Origin of the sequence: Lutimonas saemankumensis, assembly GCF_020171465.1 — a bacterium.
GTDB classification, from domain to species: domain Bacteria; phylum Bacteroidota; class Bacteroidia; order Flavobacteriales; family Flavobacteriaceae; genus Lutimonas; species Lutimonas saemankumensis.
Genome location: NZ_JAIUZR010000003.1, coordinates 759,603 through 778,325 on the forward strand (window position 1 = coordinate 759,603; position 18,723 = coordinate 778,325).

Consider the following 18,723-nt stretch of genomic DNA (forward strand, 5'->3'; position numbering starts at 1 on the left):
TAACTGGATGCTTTGAAAACTCTGATAACTATGAAATCAACCCTATTCCTCCAATTCCTTTAAAAAATCCCCAATAACCATATTGTTCTGAACAGGATTATCATGCATCGTAACATGAGCCGCATCCTCAATAACAGCCATTTTAGAACCCGGAGTCAGACTTTGAAAATATTGGACTGTTTCAGGACGAGCCTCGTCATACTCTCCGCAAACATACAGGGTTGGGACCTTGATTTCAGGGAGTTTGTCAGCACGCTCGTAATTCATTAATGTTCCTGTGGCGGTAAATTCACTCGGCCCCCACATATAATTATAGACATTCAAATTGGCCCCTGCAAACGTACTGTCCATATTGGCATCCCAGGGTAATTTTCGCGCTACATAACGTTGGTAAAAAACAGTAATGGCATGTTCATAGGATGGGGTATCGAAGGTGTTATTTTCAACACTGGTTTTTATATCGGTTTGGATCGAGTCAGGAAGCGTTGAAATTAATGCATCAGCGTCTTTGGACCATTTGGAAACACTTAAGGCAGGACTCGCAAAGATCATGGCTTTTACATGATCCGGGTAGCTAAGATAATAGTCTATACCAAGCATGGTACCCCATGAATGGCCATAAAGATAAAACTCCTTTAAGCCCAGCGTTTTCCTGAGTTGCTCAACTTGCTCCACATAGGCCTCAACAGTCATCAACGTGGTATCAATGTCCCGATCGGACCTTCCGCAACCTAACTGATCAAAAAATATAACAGGACGGTCCTTACCCAGGTCAGCCATCGGATTGAGATAGTAACTTGTAAAACCCGGCCCTCCGTGCAAGAGTAAAAGAGGTGTATTGTCTCCCTCTCCAACAACTTTATACCATACTTTTCCGCCAGTAACATCGATAAATCCTTCTCCCTGAGTTAATTTGTTGTTTGGCTGGGGCTGGCATCCCAGTATAAAAAATAAAATTAGTGTAAGAGCAGTATAGATAAAATATCTCGAATTTTTCATCACATTTTGGTTTTACTAGTTGATACTTTGATTAAAAAATTTGGTCTATCTCAAAGATACGAAGAATTGAATTTTCGGCTCAGCAAGACGATTGTATTCCATTTGCTTCATGATATTTAGAAGCTTTAGAAGTAATTGCTCAATTCAATACATGCAGATAAAAAGAAGAAACCTTTTTCAGTTCTCGTCTTTGCTTCTGACTTGTTTGAGTAGGGCGGAGGAGCAGTCTTCGAGCAAAGCGGCTTAGACTGCGAAGGAGCAAACAAGGAAGTCAAGCAACAGAGAAATGAAAGCCGTTTTGAACTTTTATCTGTATGCTTTGAAAATACCCGGATTGCAAGCAAAAATATCTCAGCAGGCTAAAAGGTTCGATGCTATGATACGCCTAAAACTCTCTTATAGCTCTTGTATGAACATTAGCTGCATCGCTGGTGTTGTCCAGGTGTTGTTCTCCAGTTGTGAAATCCTGAACCCAGGCACTTCCTATCTCATACTCTGTTGAAGACCAGTAAAGCTCCTCTGCGAAACCTTCCATTAAATGTTTGTTTTGATAAAGAATATTTAGCTGGTCCTTTGAGGGTAAAAACCAGTCTTTATAGCCTGCACTCTCATAATCACTACATAATTTTGCAGCGTAGAGGCCTGTATTTCCCTGAGCCTGGATAATGAGATTAGTGTTGCCTTTACCATCACTTAGACTCACAGCTCCAGTAGTTAGAAATTCATTATTCCACCAAGGATCCGTTATACTTTGATCCTCTTTAGCAGCGATCAGACCGTGTTGACCTGTCTCGTCGATGAAGAAAATGATTCCTCCCTGATAGTTGCTACCTATCTCGATTATCTCATTCTTAATTATTTCATTTCCAATTGGTATTTCAGTGATTGGCCCATCGTCCGAACACGAAAGTAAAAACAAGATTGAAATAAGGAAAAAAAATACTTCACTTTTAAATGATACGTATGATTTAGATGTTTTCATTTTTAAATATTTTTAAAATAACCTGAAACAAATGTATTTAAGAACCAAAATTTAAATGTCTCAATTCATAAGATTTGAATTAATTAGGACAAAAAAGTTGAGAACATTATTTAGGTTTGACTATCAATTTGATATTCGATCTTGATAAGTAAAACAACAACTGTTCATCAGTTATACATGATACGAATTTAAAACCCATCCAAATGAAAAGACAAATCAATTTAGTTGTATTAATAATGCTGATATTGCTGTCATCTACTAGTTTGAAAGCACAGACGACCACAGATGAAATTATTGATGAATATTTTAAATTATATGAAAAATCACCTGAGGAAGCTTTTGACTTTTTATCGAAAGATATAAAGGTGATAAGAGGTCAAGAGACTACTGAAAATTTAAAAAAACAGATTTTATTTGCCGCGAACCAATCTGGTGTTTATTATGGGTATGAAAAAATAATAGAAAAAAGCCTTGGCAATAGTTTGAAACTTCTAAGCTTTTTAATTAAATAGGAAAAGGAAGTTGTTCGATTGACTACCATATTGTATAAACCTGCAGACAAATGGAAGGTTATTGAGTATCACTTTGATGTTAGTCTTTTAAAGGAATTAAAAGAATCAGCTAATCTTAATTCTTTGCAATAAATAAGACTGCTACATACTGACTTGTTTGACTAGGGTGAAGGAGCAAACAAGGAAGCCAAGCAACAGAGAAATGAAAGCCGTTTTGAACTTTTATCTGTATGGTATGAACTTCATACACAACTCTAATGCTATTATCGAAAAATCAAATTTTGAATCTTATTTCCCCTTCAATTCCGCATCGATAAAATCGATCAAATCCTGGATGTTCCCCGCCGTTCTATAAGCACGATCTTTCACACCTTCATTCTCATTCAATGCCAAATTGAGGACGTTGATAAACGTAATGTCATTTTTCATGGCAAAAAATCCTTTCTCAGAAATTTCAGAGGTACCGCTATAAAAAGTTTCACTACCATTCCAAATGAAAGAAAAGTACTCAGTATATTTTGGCAGAATGATATTATTTATTTTAAAAATACGCTCAGTTTCATACTTGGCATAATACGGATAACTCAATTCATAAAGTTTAGAAATAGCACCCCTTAAACTGTCATTGGAAATGATATCCAGACCTTTGGACTGCAGGAGTGAATAACTACCCTGAACCGCATCAAAATGAGGATTAAGCCTTGAAACATGAATATTGTATTTAAAAGTTTCAGAAGGCTTGTCATTGTTATTTAAATAGTTAAGGACGGCCGTTCCTGAATGAGTAATGGAATCCATCACAGCAATATCCTGATTGATTTCAATCAAATCCAGAGGCAGATTGGCACGAATTTCTTTTAAAGTCTTGATTTCAATAACACGGGTTTTTTGTTCCTCGTTCCAGTTATTGATCTGAAGCGCAATTAAGATCCCGATCACGACAAGGATGATTTCACCAATCGCATAACGGGCATACTTCAGAGGACGGTTGTCATCAGCCATTTTTTTACGGATTTTACGGAAGAAGGGTATCATTTTGATAAGTTCTGATCGATTAAAATTCTTAATGAATCCAAAATAGATTTCTCTGCTGTGTATATTTGGTTCATATGCTGATGTGTCCCGTAAATACGACCTAAATGGTTTCTTAGTAATGGGTCCTTTAACAATTCTTTCCTTTTCTCGGGAATCACGGCACTTAATCTAAGTTCATATCTTGAAATGTCAATAAAATTAATAATATACTCATTATATCGTCGCGAAAGATATTCTGATTCGCCTTCAAATTTTCTTATTTGATGTATCCTTTCTGTCCAAGAAGATAATATTTTTCTAATTCTTTCATCTTGAAAGATATCTAATGATCCTGTATTATATATTTCTTGAATGCTTGCGTCATTCATAGATATTATGCTATAGTCTCCAGCGTTGAACAATAATGAATCTAAAACCATTCCTTCTAAAAGGTCGAATTCATCATAAGCCAAAAGCATAATAAGTGTATCAGCTGATTTAGAGATTTCTTTTGAATCATCAATAACCCGCATAAGCTCCTTTTGAGATAAATTGATGCCAGATTTGATACTCATAAGGTATTGCTTTTCTATTTCTTTTAATTTTCTTTCCTCGTTCCAGTTATTGATCTGAAGCGCAATTAAGATCCCGATCACGACAAGGATGATTTCACCAATGGCATAGCGAGCATATTTTAAAGGACGGTTGTCATCAGCCATTTTTTTACGGATTTTACGGAAGAAGGGTATCATTTGGTTCTAAGTTGAAATCTAAATATAGGAAAATGATTTTATAACAGAGAAATGATTGCACCCCAGCCCCTTACAAAAACACCCCAAAAATAAACAAGAAATAAGGCTAAAAACATGTAACACAAGAGTCATTGAGCAGTCTAATCACATTGTAAAAAGTCTAATCTATATCAAATGAAAAAAATTATTTTCCCCCTGTTCATATTAACAGTATCCTTAATTTCCTGTACGTCAAATGATGAACCCGATAAAGACCTGAATTGCCAGGAAGACAGGAATCAGGTAAGCATGACCCGATTTGTAAAATCCGACAGCAGATCAAATGAGGTGATCAACAGTTATACCTATAATGAAAAGAACCTGCTGGCTTCTAGAACACGTACTTCGCCAACACGGAATTTTGAATATACCTATGTATATGATTGCAGCAATAATTTGGTGGAAAGACTGGTAGATGAAACCAAAGACCCGCAATATGACGCTTCCGATTATTTCTATACCTATGACGAGCAAAACAGGCTGGTAGGATTTAGCAATACCTATCAGGGAGAATCCAATTATGAGCTCAGTTATAATGGAAATGTCGTGACAGCTTCAGGGATCATCGGGATGGATGAAAATGCTTCAATAAGCATGCAACTCAATAGCCTGGGGCAGGTGATCCGCCTGGATAGAAACGCGGATCTCGGTTTTGTGGACCAGGTGATCACGACCACCTTTGCATATGACACCAACGGCAACCTGGTCAAAGTGGAAGATTTTGACCATGAAGGCAACCTGAAATACAGCATCAGTATATTCTATGACGACAATACCAATCCGTATTATGATCAGTTTAAGTCTATTTATCTGCAAAGATTTATCAGTCTGTTTTACGATGCCGGTTACTGGGCCTCAGATACGATCTCAACAGACGCTTTCAAATTCCCTTATCTAAAGAACAACATGACCAGCGTAGTAGACAACTTATGCAACCCCTGTTATGAAGAAGTTGTCAAAAGGGTTTACCATTACGATGACCAGGTCTATCCGCAAAAGTTCAGCCTTTCCTACTGGGGCGCACCCGGTACAGAAACTGAAATTGAATACTACGAGTAAAACTTGTTCAATAAATCATCAGATCTTACGTTTTATAAGGAACAGATTGTATTCTAAATTGCTATGGATACCCTTTATATTTTCTTACATTTTAAACCTTAAAAGATCATGAAATTCAAAAAGATCATTTTTGCTTCTTCCCTTTTAATCGTAGTTCTGCTCTCTAATTCGGTATATGCTCAAAGCAAAAGCAAAGAAGCTTTGGGAAAGGCCATGGTATCGAGTATTCTAAATGATGATCTTGACAGTTTTAAATCGCTGTTATTACCAAAGGAAGTAGTCCTAAAATATCAGTATAATCATGATCTGGAAAACACAGATCAGGAAACTCGGGATTCTTTAATGGCCGAACATGAGGCGGCCTATGATCTTAAGGTCATACCGCGCTATGAAGAAAAGTTTAAGCAAATGGTAAAGCTCAATCAAGCCAGCAATGTGAACTGGAGTCATTTGAAATTTCTAATTTTATACAAGGCTGAGTCAAAAGGAGAGGAGTATATTCCGTTTTTTATTGATACAAAATTGAACAATTCAGACTACCGTCACTTTTATTTTGATGCGGTCAGATACAAGGGTGAATGGTATTTTTCAGGTAATATGGAACTCACAAAAGGTGAGAAATACGCCCTGAAGTAAAGATAAAGCACAACCCATTCATTTAAATAAACCGTATCTTGTAGGACAGGACACACAAAACAGTGTTCCGGCAACCGAAACAAGAAAAATGACAAAGCAAAGGTTATTTAAAGTAAGTATGATATTCATACTCATGGGTTGTGCATCATTTGTGCCTATAAAAGGGCAAAATTTGGAAAAACATACCTGGAAAAACCGAATTCTGGTAATTAAAACCACAAACAAGACATCAGAAATTTATCAGCAGCAAGTCAAAGAATTTGAAAATTCCGAGGCCGAGCTCAAGGACCGTAAATTTGTACTGTACAAGGTAACAGGAGATGATTTTGAAAGCATCGATTATACCCAAGAGGCATCGACCAATTCTGGTAACATTTCAGGAACATCCCTGGAGAAGATCTTCCATGCCCAAGAACATTTTGAAGTTGTTCTTATTGGACTTGATGGAGGGGTAAAACTGAGACAAACGGAAGTCCTAAGCAAAGAAGATCTTTATGGTATTGTAGATGCCATGCCCATGAGACGATCTGAATTAAACAGGAAAAATAAATAACTGTAAATTTCCAGTTTCCTGTATCTACTGGGCTTTGATCCTGTCAAAAACTGATTTTTAGGCCCACAGAAGCATAGCTTGTGTCTTGAAACGGGAGTCCCACAGCGCCAATCTTTCCGGCATTTAAAATTACCTGGGCCTCTCTTTTGTTCGAATTAGCCACAATAAACACAGGAATACTGGCCAGGGAGGATGCAGCTCCAACAGTCATAATCAGTGCACCTGAACCTGCTCCGCTCCAGGTATCCGAATTTACACCAATGAGCCATCCCGTAAGCATGGCGCCTGCGCCTGCACCCAGCAGTATGTATCCTGTTTTCCTTAGTTTTTTATGTTTTTGCATATAAAAGTCATACATATCTTGGTGCCCGTATTCCGTTGAGTTTTCTATGACCTGGCTTTGAGCCGTTTGAACGTTGAAAAAGAAGATGAACAATAATAAAAGATAGGATTTCATGATCTTGGATTTTAGGAACAATTGATAAATAGATTCATACATTTTATATACTCGAGGAATTTTTATTGGGCCTATTTCACCTTATGCATTATTATTGATTCCTCATCTTCGGGATAATCCTTATTGAATAAATAATGGTAAATCAGTGTAGTATCATTAACTTTTTCAAAGCGATGACTGGTATGAATGCCGGCAAATACCAGGATCGCCTCGTATTCATTATTCCTTATGTTATCAAGTCCCTTAAGTCCCCATTCAGAGGTGTTTATGGTTTGGTTAAAATTCATGCTGGAAACATTTGGCTCTAAGGAAGATTTGCCGATAACATTGTCACTGGTAAACTCAAAAACTCGATATAAATAATACAAATTCCATTCCTCATCGGGTATATCGCTTTCCCATGTCCCAATGATCCAGGAAGGAGGAGAGAAATAAGTACTGTCCATATCATCCGAATCATCACAACTGGTCATCAAGGCAATAAATGTTAAACAGATTGCTGTTTGCTTTAAAAATGAAAGTTTTGTTTTTTTTAGTTTCATGATCTTGGATTTTAAAATTTGATCAAATCTAAATACAGGAGTTCAGTTGAATGTCCCATAATCCCCGAATCGGATAAATTGAGACCTATTTGAAGATTATCTTAGCTTATAAAGTATGTTCAATAAAATCATGTCTTCAACATAATTTTTACCGATAAAATTCGTTATCAATTGTAGAAAAAGAATATACTAAACTCGAAAAGGGTTATAAATTGACTATTAAAAGAAACCTCATTTTTAAGGATATGATTGAGTATGAGTCAGCTACGTAGCTGATTGATACCCTGTCTTGCTATAAAAATGGTTTTGCATTGTAATTAAATCGCTATGAAAAAGAAAACTATTAAAATTAAATTGAGCTCGTTTAAATTTCTTTTATTCCTGCCCATACTATTACTCTCATATTGTGACAGTAATTTAGAAGAACCCGTTCTTAATTCAGAAAAGGGACTATCTAAAGACGCTAAGGTATTTTCATTAATGAAAGCTGCCGTTCAAAGCGATTCGGATAAATACTCGACCAGTAACAAAACTGACTTGGCTAAAGGAACTGAAACGGAAACGGATGATCAATGTACTTACTTTTTATATCCAATGTACATTGACGTTTATGTAGGCGACAATCCTGTTCCGGAGGAGAAAGAAATTAATTCAGATGAGGAATTAATTGCATTTATAGATGGATTTACTTTTGAAGAGGAACTCTCTATTGCAACCACGCCTAATTATGAAATGTACATTCGATTCCCAATTATATTACTGGACTCTGATGGCGTTGAAACGGAATTGAATAATTTAATTGAACTGGAAGGAACTTTGGAAATGGCTGTTGAAGTCTGTGCCAGTCTGGAAAACGATGGTTCCGGTAGTGGTTCTGATGACGGTTCTGGCAGTGGTTCTGATGACGGTTCCGGTAGTGGTACTGAAGATGGTTCTGGCGGTGGTACTGATGATGGATCAGGAAGCGGTACTGATGATGGTTCCGGTAGTGGTACTGATGATGGTTCCGGTAGTGGTACTGACGACGGTTCCGGAAGTGGTTCTGACGACGGTTCCGATAGTGGTACTGACGGTGGTTCCGGTAGTGGTTCTGACGATGGTTCAGGCAGTGGTACTGACGACGGTTCCGGTAGTGGTTCTGATGACGGTACCGGTAGTGGTTCTGATGATGGTTCCGGTAGTGGTTCTGACGATGGTTCAGGTAGTGGATCTGATGATGGTTCAGGCAGTGGTTCTGATAATGGTTCCGGAGAAAGTTCTGACGATAGTTCCGGAGAAAGTTCTGATGATGATTCCGGTAGCGGTTCTGACGATGGTTCCGGTAGTGGTTCTGATGACGGTTCAGGAGAAAGTTCTGATAATGGTTCAGAAGAGGAATCACTGAGTACGGATGAAAACGATTCAGATTCCGAATATGAGTATTGTGATAAAAACAAGAAAAAAGTAATTATATGTCATAAGGGTAAAACCATATGTGTAAGTATCAATGCTCTTTGGGGGCATTTGTATCACCATTCAGAGGATACCCTCGGAAGCTGTGAAGATTAATATTACGGCCCTGGCTTAAAAATGAATGAAAAACCTCAGTTAGACTGGGGTTTTTTGTTTGACTTAAGCTTTACTCAAAAAGACGAGTGTGCTTATAAATTCATATTAAATCATTGGGAAATGTGAGGATGTTTCCGGATTTGTATTGGATAATCTCAAAGAATTATTTGATCTTTGCGCCTGAAATCAAAAAGGGTAGATAATTCCGATAGATTCATGAAATTAAGCACGACATTGGGCCAATTACGAATCCTGGCGATTCTGGAAGGAATCTCCTATCTCCTGTTATTTCCAACAGTGATACTGAAGTATGGTTATGAGATGGGAATGCCCAATAAGATTGTTGGAAGTATCCATGGCCTTTTATTTATCTTATACAGCGTCTGGGTAGGGTATTATGCCTTGATAAAGAAATGGGACCTCACGAAAACCCTGATCTGTTTAGCCGCTTCCTTATTTCCTTTTGCTACGTTTATCGTGGACCAGAAAATTCTTAAAAAAGAGCAGGTAGAGAATTAACTGAGCCCAAAACATCACTTGATACCCAAATTAAATTTTGATCGGTCAGGCCATGAACCAATTTGAAAAATTTGTGCCAGTTTATTTTTTTGAAAGGAATTGAATTTTTAGAGACTAATTGCCTGTTGAATTGATAACACAGGTTAGTATGGTTTCAAAATTTCCCCCTTTTTTGATCTTATTCATAGGATTTACTTTTTTATTTTCAACAGCTATTCAGGCCCAGGGTTGCAGCGATGCAGGTGTATGTACCGTGCATAGTTTTAAACCCAATGGCCTGGACAGTATTTCAGAACTTACCAATCAGTTTAAGGTTGGTATTTCTTACGGAGCCGCAGATAACAATATCTCGGTTTTTGGAAGCTATCTGGAATATGGCAGGCAATTCAGCGATAAGTTTGGGATCGATGCCAGATTGACTTCCCTGGCACAATCAGGGAATGACATCTCAACCTTTGGCTTATCGGATATTTTTCTGAATTCCAATTACAGGATCAGTAAAAAAGCGACCCTTACCTTAGGGTTTAAAATTCCTTTATCCGATGCCAATAAAATGGAAGACCGCAGGGCCCTTCCCATGGATTATCAATCGAGTTTAGGAACCTTTGACCTGCTGCTGGGCTTTGGGTATTTTATCAACAAGTTGCATCTGGTGGCTGCTTATCAACAGCCCCTTACTCAAAACAACAACAGCTTTTTTGCAGAAGATTATCCTTTGGGTTCTCCGTTACGGAATTTTCAGTCTACCAATCAATACAAAAGAAGCGGAGATATCCTGCTTCGTGCCTCATACCCCATAGATTTGGGTCAAAAATTCAGGCTGACGCCAAGTTTATTGCCCATTTATCACCTGGCCAACGACAAGTATACCGATAAAGACGGAACGGAACTTGAAATTGACGGATCTCAGGGGCTTACTTTAAACGGGAATCTGTACCTGGATTATTACCTGGATGAAAAACAGGCACTCCAGTTCAACGTGGGATCTCCTTTTATTGTAAGAGAAGTAAGGCCTGATGGTCTGACGCGAAGTTTTGTGGCCAGCCTGGAATACAGGATAAGGTTTTAAGCCTTCAAATTGCTGAGCCATGTACCTGTTTTAAAAGGTCGGATATCATCAGCCATTTTATTTTCTGAGTTTTCTAAAGAAAGGAATCATGTGTTACATTTTTGAAGCTCCTTGTTAATTTCAGACTCCAAAGAATCAATCAGAATCATCTCTTTGATATAGAGATCATTTAGAATTCTTTGCATCCTCATTTTTGGAAAATTTAAATTCAATACCCTATGATCATTGAAGAATTCTTCACGTTTGGCCTCGATAATTACAGGCTTATTCCGCTCAATATTTGATTGATCAATGTAGTTCAGCATCAAATCTGTATAATCTAAAAAAGCGAGTCTTCCATCAGATTCAAATTTTGCAATATTGTTGAGTCTTGAATCCCATGAGGCAACCGTCTTTCGAATAAAATTATTTTTAAATAATTCAAGTTCACCTGAATTCATAATCTCATTGATTACTCCGCTGTGAGGACTATAAATGGTATAACCATAAGTTCCTTGAATAATTGTATCCAGAGTAAAATCAGGAACTTCATATTTGTGAAACAAGATTCTGTCCAAAGTGTCAGAGGCCATATAGCTCAATCGACTTTTATCTATAACTCGTTTCAATTCAACCTTTGTGTTTAGTAAACTCTCTTTTAAATCAATCAGGTAAAAGCATGCTTTTTTTTGAGCTTTTCGCTCCTCGTTCCAGGTATTGATCTGTAAGGCGATCAATATCCCTATCACTACTAAAATGATCTCACCAATCGCATATCGGGCATATTTTAAAGGTCGGTTGTCGTCAGCCATTTTTTTTCTGAGTTTTCTAAAGTAAGGAATCATTCGTTGTAAGTTGAATTCTAAATATAGGAAAATGATTTCGGAAACAAGAATTTGGAAAAAGGCTAAAAAAGCTAAAAATAAAAATACATTTAAAAAGGAGGAACCTTTTTTAGTTCTCGTCTTTGCTTCTGACTTGATTGGAAAAGTACAAGAAGCAGTCTTCGAGCAAAGCGGCTTAGACTGCGTAGGAGCAAGCAAGTAAGAAAAGCAACAGAGAACTGAAAGTAGTTTCGATTTTTAAATTGTATGGTTTTAAACTATCAGAACTTATAGCTATCTCTTTAAAATTTAATCATGATCCAGGAATATTTTTCGCTTAAAATCAACATCCTTTTTGTAAATTAGACAGACCATTAACCAGAGTTTATCTTACCTAATTCCATCAAAATGAAAAGAACATTCTTTCCCCTGTTAGCATTAAGTTTTATTTTCCTTTTTTCAAACCAAACGATCCATTCTCAGAACAAAGCCGCGGAAGGTGACTCAAGCTATTGGAAATCACCTGATGAAGATGTCATGAAGATCTTGTATGCACCCCAGTTGCCAAGGACATCCACTTCTCCGGCAAAGACCCACATGATCCTGACCGATCCGATCATCTATCCCGAGTTGTCAGAACTGGCTGGGCCTATGCTTAAGCTGGCAGGAACAAGGGTAAATCCAAAGAACAATTATTACCATGGCAGGCACGGCGGTACTTCGCCAAGGATTCTTACCATCAAGAACGGAAATACCGTACCCTTGAATATTCCGGATGGGGCAGAAGTTCTTTCCACCTCCTGGACCTCAGACGGAGAACGATTTGCCATGTCCGTTGGATTTGAAGATCGCGTAGAACTATGGATGGGCGATCTAAGCGGACATACAGAAAAAGTAAGCAATATGATCCTGAACCCACTGATGGATGACGCGGTAAAATGGTTTCCGGATCAGGAAAAATTACTGGTCAGAAGAATTAGTGACCGGGGAGATGTTCCTCAAGAACCATCCATACCTTATGGCCCAAAGATTCTTGAGGACTCAGGAGCTTCGGCAAGGTCAACCTATGAGGCAAGAAACCTGCTTCAAACAGCCTATGATGATGAATTGTTTAGTTACTATACGCAATCCGAACTGGTTATCTACGATACCAAAACAAAGCAGGAACAAGTTGTAGGCCCGGCGGCGTCATACAGCTCGGCAGAAATTTCGCCTGACGGGGAATACCTGTTGGTGGAAAGGCTGAAAGGCCCCTGGTCGCATGAGGTAGCCTGGTGGCGATTTGCACATGACATAGAGGTATGGAATTTAAAAGGAGAACTGGTTAAAACCGTTGCCGAGCAGCCTTTGGCGAACGAAGTGCCGGTTCGTGGTGTGATCACGGGTCCAAGGAGCGTTTCATGGCAGCCCACAGCGCAGCATACCCTATTCTGGAGAGAAGCATTAGACGGTGGTGATCCGATGGCTAAAGCGGATCATAGGGACCGGTTGATGAGCTGGGAAGCACCTTTTGGCAAGGGCCCTGAAGAAGTTTTTAAAGCCGAGCATCGTATTCAGGCAACCCTATGGGGGCAGGAAGAAGGTATGCTTTTGGTGTATCAGCGGGAACGCATGAAAAGATGGCGTTATATTTGGCTCCTTGACGTGGATAAAGGAACTTCAAGGTTATGGTTCGATCACAGTGAAAATGATCGTTACAGTGACCCCGGCTTCCCAATATTCGGCCAGATGGAAAATGGAAAATACGCCTTTATCGTGAAGGAAGGCAACGTCTATTTCAGGGGACAAGGTGGCACCAAAGATGGGGATCGGCCCTTTGTTGATCGTCGCAACCTCGAATCAGGTGACGCAGAAAGAATATTCAGATGTGCCCCGGATAAATATGAATATTTTGTTGATTTTGGTAAAAAGAAGAACACCTTTATCATGAGCTCGGAATCACCTGAGGAGGTGCCTAATTTTTATCTGGCAGAACTGGGTAAATCCATTTCTGCTGAGAAAGGCGAAAGTGCCCGGGTATATACGAAACGTCCGATTACAGCCTTCAAGGACCCTAGTCCGGAATTGCGTCAAATTGAGAATAAACTGGTACGATACCAGAGGGAAGACGGTGTGGAACTGAGCTTTCAGTTATTGTTGCCACCCGGATACAAGGAAGGGACAAAAGTTCCTACGGTAGTCTATGCCTATCCATTGGAATACTCCGGAGCCCAAACGGCGGGGCAGGTAAGGGGTTCTTCCAATCGATTTATGCGTATCTATGGACCTTCACACAAATATTTCCTGATGCGGGGATACGCTGTTTTGGATAATACCGCCATGCCGATGATCGGTGATCCGGAAACGGTTTATGACACCTTTGTTCCTCAACTGGTGGCCGATGCAGAAGCTGCGGTAGCTAAAGCAGTTGACATGGGTATTGCTGATCCGGACAGAATTGGAATCATTGGCCATAGTCACGGAGGTTTAATGGTGGCCAATTTATTGGCACATACTGATTTATTCTGCGCCGGTATAGCCCGCAGCGGATCTTACAACAAGACAAACCAGCCCTATGGTTTTCAGGGTGAACGACGTTCCTTATTTGAGGCAACCCAGTCCTATATTGACTGCTCACCTACATTTTTTGCAGACAAGGTCAATGAACCTGTACTGATCATACACGGTGATGATGATTCTAACCCGGGAACGCTTACCTTTCAGTCAGAGGTGTTTTATGAAGCGGTAAGAGGGTCCGGAGGAACCGCAAGGTTGATTCTGTTGCCTTTTGAAGACCACGGATACCGGGCCAAAGAGTCCATTGAACACGTTTTATGGGAACAAATGAACTGGTTTGACAAATATGTAAAGAACCGTAAGGATCCTGACGAAGAAAGTAAAAAGAAGCAACTCTAAGGGTTGCTTCTGTGAGCTGAAATTTTAGAACTGCAAGACTTTAATTCTCGAGAAAGATCACATACGGAATCGTGATCTGCGTAGTCATGTCATAGTAGTTGGCAGAAACCGTATTTCTTACATTTTCACCCGTGACTATGGTTCCATGTACTCTCAGGTTTTCATCAGTCTTACTGAGCAAACGCAAGGTTCTGATTTCGCGGTCATCGAATTTCTTGGTCTGGTCTTCGATGATCTTGAATTCCCTTACGGCAGATTTATAGATATGGGCATTAATTTTGAGTTCTAAAACAGAGTCTTTGATCTTGATATAAGATCCTTCTTTAAAGGTTACAGGAACTCTTCCCACCATACCGTCATCCAGCTTATACATCTGGGCCGAAAGGGTAAGGGGTAAAAAAAAGGCAAGTAAGATGGTTAGGGGAAAGTAGTTTTTTTTCATAGAGGGGATTTTATACGAATATAAAAATAAAACCAATAAAAATTACAAAAATTGACTTGCGTCAAAGATAGGGTTGATCCTCGTCATAAAAATCAATCATAATGACCAAAATGTGTACTATATTAACCCTGAAATGAGTTATAATGTCAATTTTGAATTTTTTGACATCTTTGATATTGAACCAGAATTAGATGCTTCTCCCTAAAAGATCATCACGCATGGATCATAGTTTCTATTTTTTTTGGGTAAAATAACTATATTTAAACATGAATTTTAAAAAGTTCTTTGCCGAACTCAAGCGACGTAAGGTCTACAATGTAGCAGTTACCTATGCAGTTGTTTCCTGGATCATTTCTCAAATTGTTACCCAGCTTACGTCAACTTTTGAAGCCCCGTTGTGGGTAGCAAAAATGATGACCGTGATTTTGATTGCAGGTTTTCCTATTGCCATCATCCTGGCCTGGGCCTTTGAAATGTCTCCGGAGGGAATGGTAAGGACCACCTCAGAGGCAGCAAAGACCAATCCATATCCACCCGGTAAGAAAAAACCTTTGACGGGAAAATTGTTTATCGGGGTCCTGGTCCTGATCATCATTGGCCAGTTTGCTTTTTATAAATTCAATCAGAATGAAAGTTATGCTGATAAAAATGAAGAAGTTTCAATTGCGGTTTTACCTCTAGAATTTCAAAGTCAGGATTCGGAAAAAGAATATCTTGCCAATGGTGTTGGGGATGCAATACGTGCCCATTTATCAAAAATAAAAGGGCTGAGGGTAACTCCTAGAATTTCCGTAGAACAATATCGAGGTACGACAAAAACAGCAACGGAAATTGGTGATGAACTAAACGTTACCTACCTTCTTGAAGGAAGTTTTTTTATGGTTGATAACAAAGTTGTCTTAAGTGTTAATTTGGTATCAACAGAAGAAGAAGACCAGATTGTTTCAAAGGAATACAATAGAGATTACAGCGAAATAATTCAGGTACAGAGTGAGGTTGCCAAAACAGTTGCAAAAGAAATCAGTGTAAAAATTGGCCCGGAGGCAATGGAAAAAATTGAAACAATTCCTACAGAAAACACGTTGGCTTACGATCACTTTTTAAAAGGAAATGAATTTTATTTCAAGGCTAATAGTTTGGAACAAAAAAATAGGGAGTGGATGGAATTGCTTGAGGAAGCCACCTTATCGTACAACCAGGCAATTATGAGTGATTCATCTTTTGCTCAGACCTATGTAGGGTTGGCCAGGGTGGATTACAAGAGAAATTTGGATGCGGCTATTCTTGAAGATTCTTATCTTGAAAATGTATTCCTAATGGCGAATAAGGCTTTAGAACTTGATCCCAGCCTTGCTGACGCTTACAGCGTAAGAGGGTTGTATCATACAAGAGTTTTTAAACCGCAAATGGCCGTTTCAGACAGTAAAAAAGCCTTGGAAATAGATCCCAATAATATTGAGTCACTGTACAATTTGTCCCTTGTATACCGCTTTTTTGACCTGAATTTTAGTAAATCCCTGGAGATGCTCGAAAAAATAGAGAGTCTGGTTCATTCCCAGGAGGAACTTTGGAGACTTTATGGAGAGTATGCAGAATTTTACGTTCAATTAGACGATCTTGAAAAGGAGGAGTATTATTTGAAAAAGCAGCAGGATATAAAACCTGGTGAAATTGTCAATTTTTGGTTTACCTATGCTCGTACAAAAAGAATGCAAAAATGTTTAGACTATGTTGATACACATCAAAAAGAGATCAACCAATACAGGGTGTCTTCTTTGGCGGGATGTTATTATTTTGGCGGAGATTATCAGAATGCCATCCGGTATTATGATGCAATGGAGCAGTTGGTGCAGGAAGAAAATTATAATTATGCAGTTGTGATCAGAGATTCTCACAGATACGGGCACACTTTAATTGAAACTGGTAATAAAGTGAAGGGAATGGAAATGATGCAAAGACAGATACAAATCAATAAGAGGCTTATAGAACTGAATCGTCCTGATTATGGACTTATATATGATTTGGCAGGTATTTATTCCTTTTTGGGACAAAAAGAAGAGGCATTCAGATGGATAGATCTATTTAATGAAGGAGAAGGCTGGTTAAAATATGGTTCCGTCTATTCTTTGGTGCAAATTGATCCCTTATTTGATAGTATTCGAGAGGATCCTGCCTTTATCAACTGGGTGGAAACCGGAGGTAAAAAGTTGGAGAAAGCAAGGCGAGAAATAAATACTTATCTGGAAAAAGAAAATAACTAAATGGCTACAAAGAAAGAATCAAAACCAAGATTTATCAAAGGACATCAACTCGAGTGTCAGGTTTGCAAAAACGACACCTTCTGGGAACGGGAAACCCTTATGAACACACCTGGCATGACCCTGTTCGGTATAGAGTGGGCCAATAAAAGAGCCCAGAATTACATTTGTGATAACTGTGGTTATGTACATTGGTTTTTGGAATGAAAGCAGCTTCTGCAGAACATATATTTAGATGATATAAGTCATGAATATTGATCAGGATCTGTTCTATTTTTAATGGGTAGTACCCATCATGAAACTATCTTTTCCCCAATTGAAGAATATTACCGTGCTGATCTGTTTCAGCTTGTTGTATCAATGTGACTCTGACAACAATAAAAGTTCCCCGGATCCTGTTGAAGGCAAAACGATCATTCCCGATTTTTTTTTCGAAAGAGAGCTTATTCGACTTGGCTATGATGATGCATATGACCAATACGTTCTTACGTCAAACATTGTTGGTGTAAAGAACCTGAATTTGAATCGATTAGGGATCAGGGATCTCACAGGAATACAGGATTTTAAAAGTCTGGAATCCCTTGAATGCGCTGATAATATGCTCACAACTCTAGACCTGAGTCAAAATACCTCCCTTGAGTATTTACGTTGTAATAATAATGAATTAAAAACCATAGAATTTGGGGATCAAGTAAACCTGTATGTGTTGCACTGTGGAGAAAATAAATTGAATTCACTGGATATAGAGAATATGAACAATCTTATAGCGATTGATTGCCCAGACAATTCTATAAGCATTCTTAACTTGTATAATTTCAAAAATTTGATATCTCTGGACTGTAGCTCAAACAGAATTAAATCGTTGAGTTTAAATACAAATAAATTCCTAGAAGGATTTTCCTGCAATGGAAATCAGCTGTCTTCTATTGACCTAAATGGCTTGGATAGTCTTGAAATACTTGATGTAGGTTCTAATGAGATTGAAATTCTGGAAATTAATAATTTAAGCAAGCTACGCAACTTAAACTGTTCGTCAAATGATTTAAAATCTCTGGATATTGGATCTAATCCTGAGTTAAGATTTTTAAATTGTGAGTTCAACAATATAGGTAACATAGATGTCTCAAATAACAGTAAATTGGAAAGTTTGGATTGTGAATTTAATGCGTTGCAGGAATTAAATGTTTCTAACTTGAATCAGGTTATCTCTTTATGGGTTGGAGGTAATCAACTCAGAAACCTTGATATTAGTAACAATTTAAATCTTGAAGATCTAAGATGTTTTAAGAATGAACTCCGTGATTTAGATTTAAGTTCAAATACAGAATTAAGAAGTATATTTTGTTCAAACAATCCTCTGGGAGAAATTGATCTGAGTAATAATGTGAACCTCATTTATGCATTCTGCCAATTCAATGATCTGAATCAAATTGATATTACAAATAATCCTGACTTGACTTACATCAGTTTTAGCGACAATAACCTGTCGAAGCTGGATATAAGTAAACATACCAGATTGTATAATGTAGATGTTACGAATAACAAATTGACCTGTATTAAAGTCAATGAGGACCAATTGAATGCCACCTGGATCAAGAAAGATAGCACCGCTGTTTTGGCATTAGAATGTGACTGATTTTAAGA

20 protein-coding genes are annotated in these 18,723 nt (G+C 38.3%); 12 read left to right on the forward strand and 8 right to left on the reverse strand.

Features of this window, described 5'->3' with window-relative positions:
* Window positions 1-42: 42 nt before the first annotated feature.
* Window positions 43-999, reverse strand: a complete 957-nt coding sequence (locus LCM02_RS04815) for a proline iminopeptidase-family hydrolase (RefSeq protein ID WP_224927193.1) — start codon at window positions 997-999, stop codon at window positions 43-45.
* Window positions 1,000-1,384: 385 nt separating this feature from the next.
* Window positions 1,385-1,918 carry a DUF1566 domain-containing protein gene (locus tag LCM02_RS04820; protein WP_224927194.1) on the reverse strand — a complete coding sequence of 178 codons (534 nt, stop codon included), beginning with the start codon at window positions 1,916-1,918 and terminating at the stop codon, window positions 1,385-1,387.
* A gap of 266 nt (window positions 1,919-2,184) precedes the next feature.
* Between LCM02_RS04820 and LCM02_RS04825 the strand changes: the two genes are divergently transcribed.
* Complete coding sequence (locus LCM02_RS04825) at window positions 2,185-2,493, forward strand: hypothetical protein (protein WP_224927195.1); 309 nt, start codon at window positions 2,185-2,187, stop codon at window positions 2,491-2,493.
* A 288-nt stretch (window positions 2,494-2,781) separates the two neighbouring features.
* Here LCM02_RS04825 and LCM02_RS04830 read toward each other — a convergent pair whose 3' ends face one another.
* Complete coding sequence (locus tag LCM02_RS04830; protein ID WP_224927196.1) at window positions 2,782-3,528, reverse strand: DUF6090 family protein; 747 nt, start codon at window positions 3,526-3,528, stop codon at window positions 2,782-2,784.
* Complete coding sequence (locus tag LCM02_RS04835) at window positions 3,525-4,259, reverse strand: DUF6090 family protein (protein ID WP_224927197.1); 735 nt, start codon at window positions 4,257-4,259, stop codon at window positions 3,525-3,527. The genes LCM02_RS04830 and LCM02_RS04835 overlap by 4 nt, the downstream gene beginning before the upstream one ends.
* A gap of 174 nt (window positions 4,260-4,433) precedes the next feature.
* Here LCM02_RS04835 and LCM02_RS04840 point away from each other — a divergent pair, with 174 nt between their 5' ends.
* The 3 genes from LCM02_RS04840 to LCM02_RS04850 all read left to right on the forward strand — a co-directional run bounded on the left by LCM02_RS04840 (window position 4,434) and on the right by LCM02_RS04850 (window position 6,546).
* On the forward strand, window positions 4,434-5,357 hold the full coding sequence (locus LCM02_RS04840) for a hypothetical protein (RefSeq protein WP_224927198.1): 924 nt from the start codon (window positions 4,434-4,436) through the stop codon (window positions 5,355-5,357).
* Window positions 5,358-5,465: 108 nt separating this feature from the next.
* Complete coding sequence (locus tag LCM02_RS04845; protein ID WP_224927199.1) at window positions 5,466-5,993, forward strand: hypothetical protein; 528 nt, start codon at window positions 5,466-5,468, stop codon at window positions 5,991-5,993.
* Between the two features lie 88 nt (window positions 5,994-6,081).
* Window positions 6,082-6,546 (forward strand): DUF4174 domain-containing protein, encoded by a 465-nt coding sequence (locus tag LCM02_RS04850; protein WP_224927200.1) that lies wholly within the window; start codon window positions 6,082-6,084, stop codon window positions 6,544-6,546.
* 43 nt (window positions 6,547-6,589) lie between these two features.
* Here the strand turns inward: LCM02_RS04850 and LCM02_RS04855 are convergent, their stop codons facing one another.
* Both LCM02_RS04855 and LCM02_RS04860 read right to left on the reverse strand, forming a co-directional pair.
* The gene (locus LCM02_RS04855) at window positions 6,590-7,003 is read right to left on the reverse strand and encodes a hypothetical protein (protein WP_224927201.1); all 414 of its coding nucleotides are present in this window, start codon (window positions 7,001-7,003) and stop codon (window positions 6,590-6,592) included.
* Window positions 7,004-7,074: 71 nt separating this feature from the next.
* A complete protein-coding gene (locus tag LCM02_RS04860; RefSeq protein WP_224927202.1) occupies window positions 7,075-7,545 on the reverse strand; it encodes a hypothetical protein in 471 nt (156 codons plus the stop codon).
* 327 nt (window positions 7,546-7,872) lie between these two features.
* Between LCM02_RS04860 and LCM02_RS04865 the strand changes: the two genes are divergently transcribed.
* The 3 genes from LCM02_RS04865 (at window position 7,873) to LCM02_RS04875 (ending at window position 10,681) form a co-directional block, all read left to right on the forward strand.
* The gene (locus LCM02_RS04865) at window positions 7,873-9,093 is read left to right on the forward strand and encodes a hypothetical protein (protein WP_224927203.1); all 1,221 of its coding nucleotides are present in this window, start codon (window positions 7,873-7,875) and stop codon (window positions 9,091-9,093) included.
* A 216-nt stretch (window positions 9,094-9,309) separates the two neighbouring features.
* Window positions 9,310-9,612 (forward strand): DUF3817 domain-containing protein, encoded by a 303-nt coding sequence (locus LCM02_RS04870; RefSeq protein WP_224927204.1) that lies wholly within the window; start codon window positions 9,310-9,312, stop codon window positions 9,610-9,612.
* A 172-nt stretch (window positions 9,613-9,784) separates the two neighbouring features.
* Complete coding sequence (locus tag LCM02_RS04875) at window positions 9,785-10,681, forward strand: hypothetical protein (protein ID WP_224927205.1); 897 nt, start codon at window positions 9,785-9,787, stop codon at window positions 10,679-10,681.
* An 86-nt stretch (window positions 10,682-10,767) separates the two neighbouring features.
* On the opposite strand, the gene LCM02_RS04880 is transcribed toward LCM02_RS04875, so the two are convergent.
* Window positions 10,768-11,505, reverse strand: coding sequence for a DUF6090 family protein (locus LCM02_RS04880; protein WP_224927206.1), 738 nt, complete (start codon window positions 11,503-11,505; stop codon window positions 10,768-10,770).
* Between the two features lie 31 nt (window positions 11,506-11,536).
* On the opposite strand from LCM02_RS04880, the gene LCM02_RS04885 reads away from it, so the two are divergent.
* Window positions 11,537-11,707, forward strand: a complete 171-nt coding sequence (locus tag LCM02_RS04885) for a hypothetical protein (protein ID WP_224927207.1) — start codon at window positions 11,537-11,539, stop codon at window positions 11,705-11,707.
* Between the two features lie 185 nt (window positions 11,708-11,892).
* Window positions 11,893-14,379 (forward strand): alpha/beta hydrolase family protein, encoded by a 2,487-nt coding sequence (locus LCM02_RS04890; protein ID WP_224927208.1) that lies wholly within the window; start codon window positions 11,893-11,895, stop codon window positions 14,377-14,379.
* Window positions 14,380-14,419: 40 nt separating this feature from the next.
* Here the strand turns inward: LCM02_RS04890 and LCM02_RS04895 are convergent, their stop codons facing one another.
* Window positions 14,420-14,821 (reverse strand): hypothetical protein, encoded by a 402-nt coding sequence (locus tag LCM02_RS04895; protein WP_224927209.1) that lies wholly within the window; start codon window positions 14,819-14,821, stop codon window positions 14,420-14,422.
* Window positions 14,822-15,087: 266 nt separating this feature from the next.
* On the opposite strand from LCM02_RS04895, the gene LCM02_RS04900 reads away from it, so the two are divergent.
* The 3 genes from LCM02_RS04900 (at window position 15,088) to LCM02_RS04910 (ending at window position 18,715) form a co-directional block, all read left to right on the forward strand.
* Complete coding sequence (locus LCM02_RS04900; protein ID WP_224927210.1) at window positions 15,088-17,082, forward strand: tetratricopeptide repeat protein; 1,995 nt, start codon at window positions 15,088-15,090, stop codon at window positions 17,080-17,082.
* On the forward strand, window positions 17,083-17,286 hold the full coding sequence (locus LCM02_RS04905) for a hypothetical protein (RefSeq protein ID WP_224927211.1): 204 nt from the start codon (window positions 17,083-17,085) through the stop codon (window positions 17,284-17,286).
* An 88-nt stretch (window positions 17,287-17,374) separates the two neighbouring features.
* Entirely contained in the window at window positions 17,375-18,715 is a 1,341-nt protein-coding gene (locus LCM02_RS04910) for a leucine-rich repeat domain-containing protein (protein WP_224927212.1), read from the forward strand.
* Window positions 18,716-18,723: the final 8 nt, after the last annotated feature.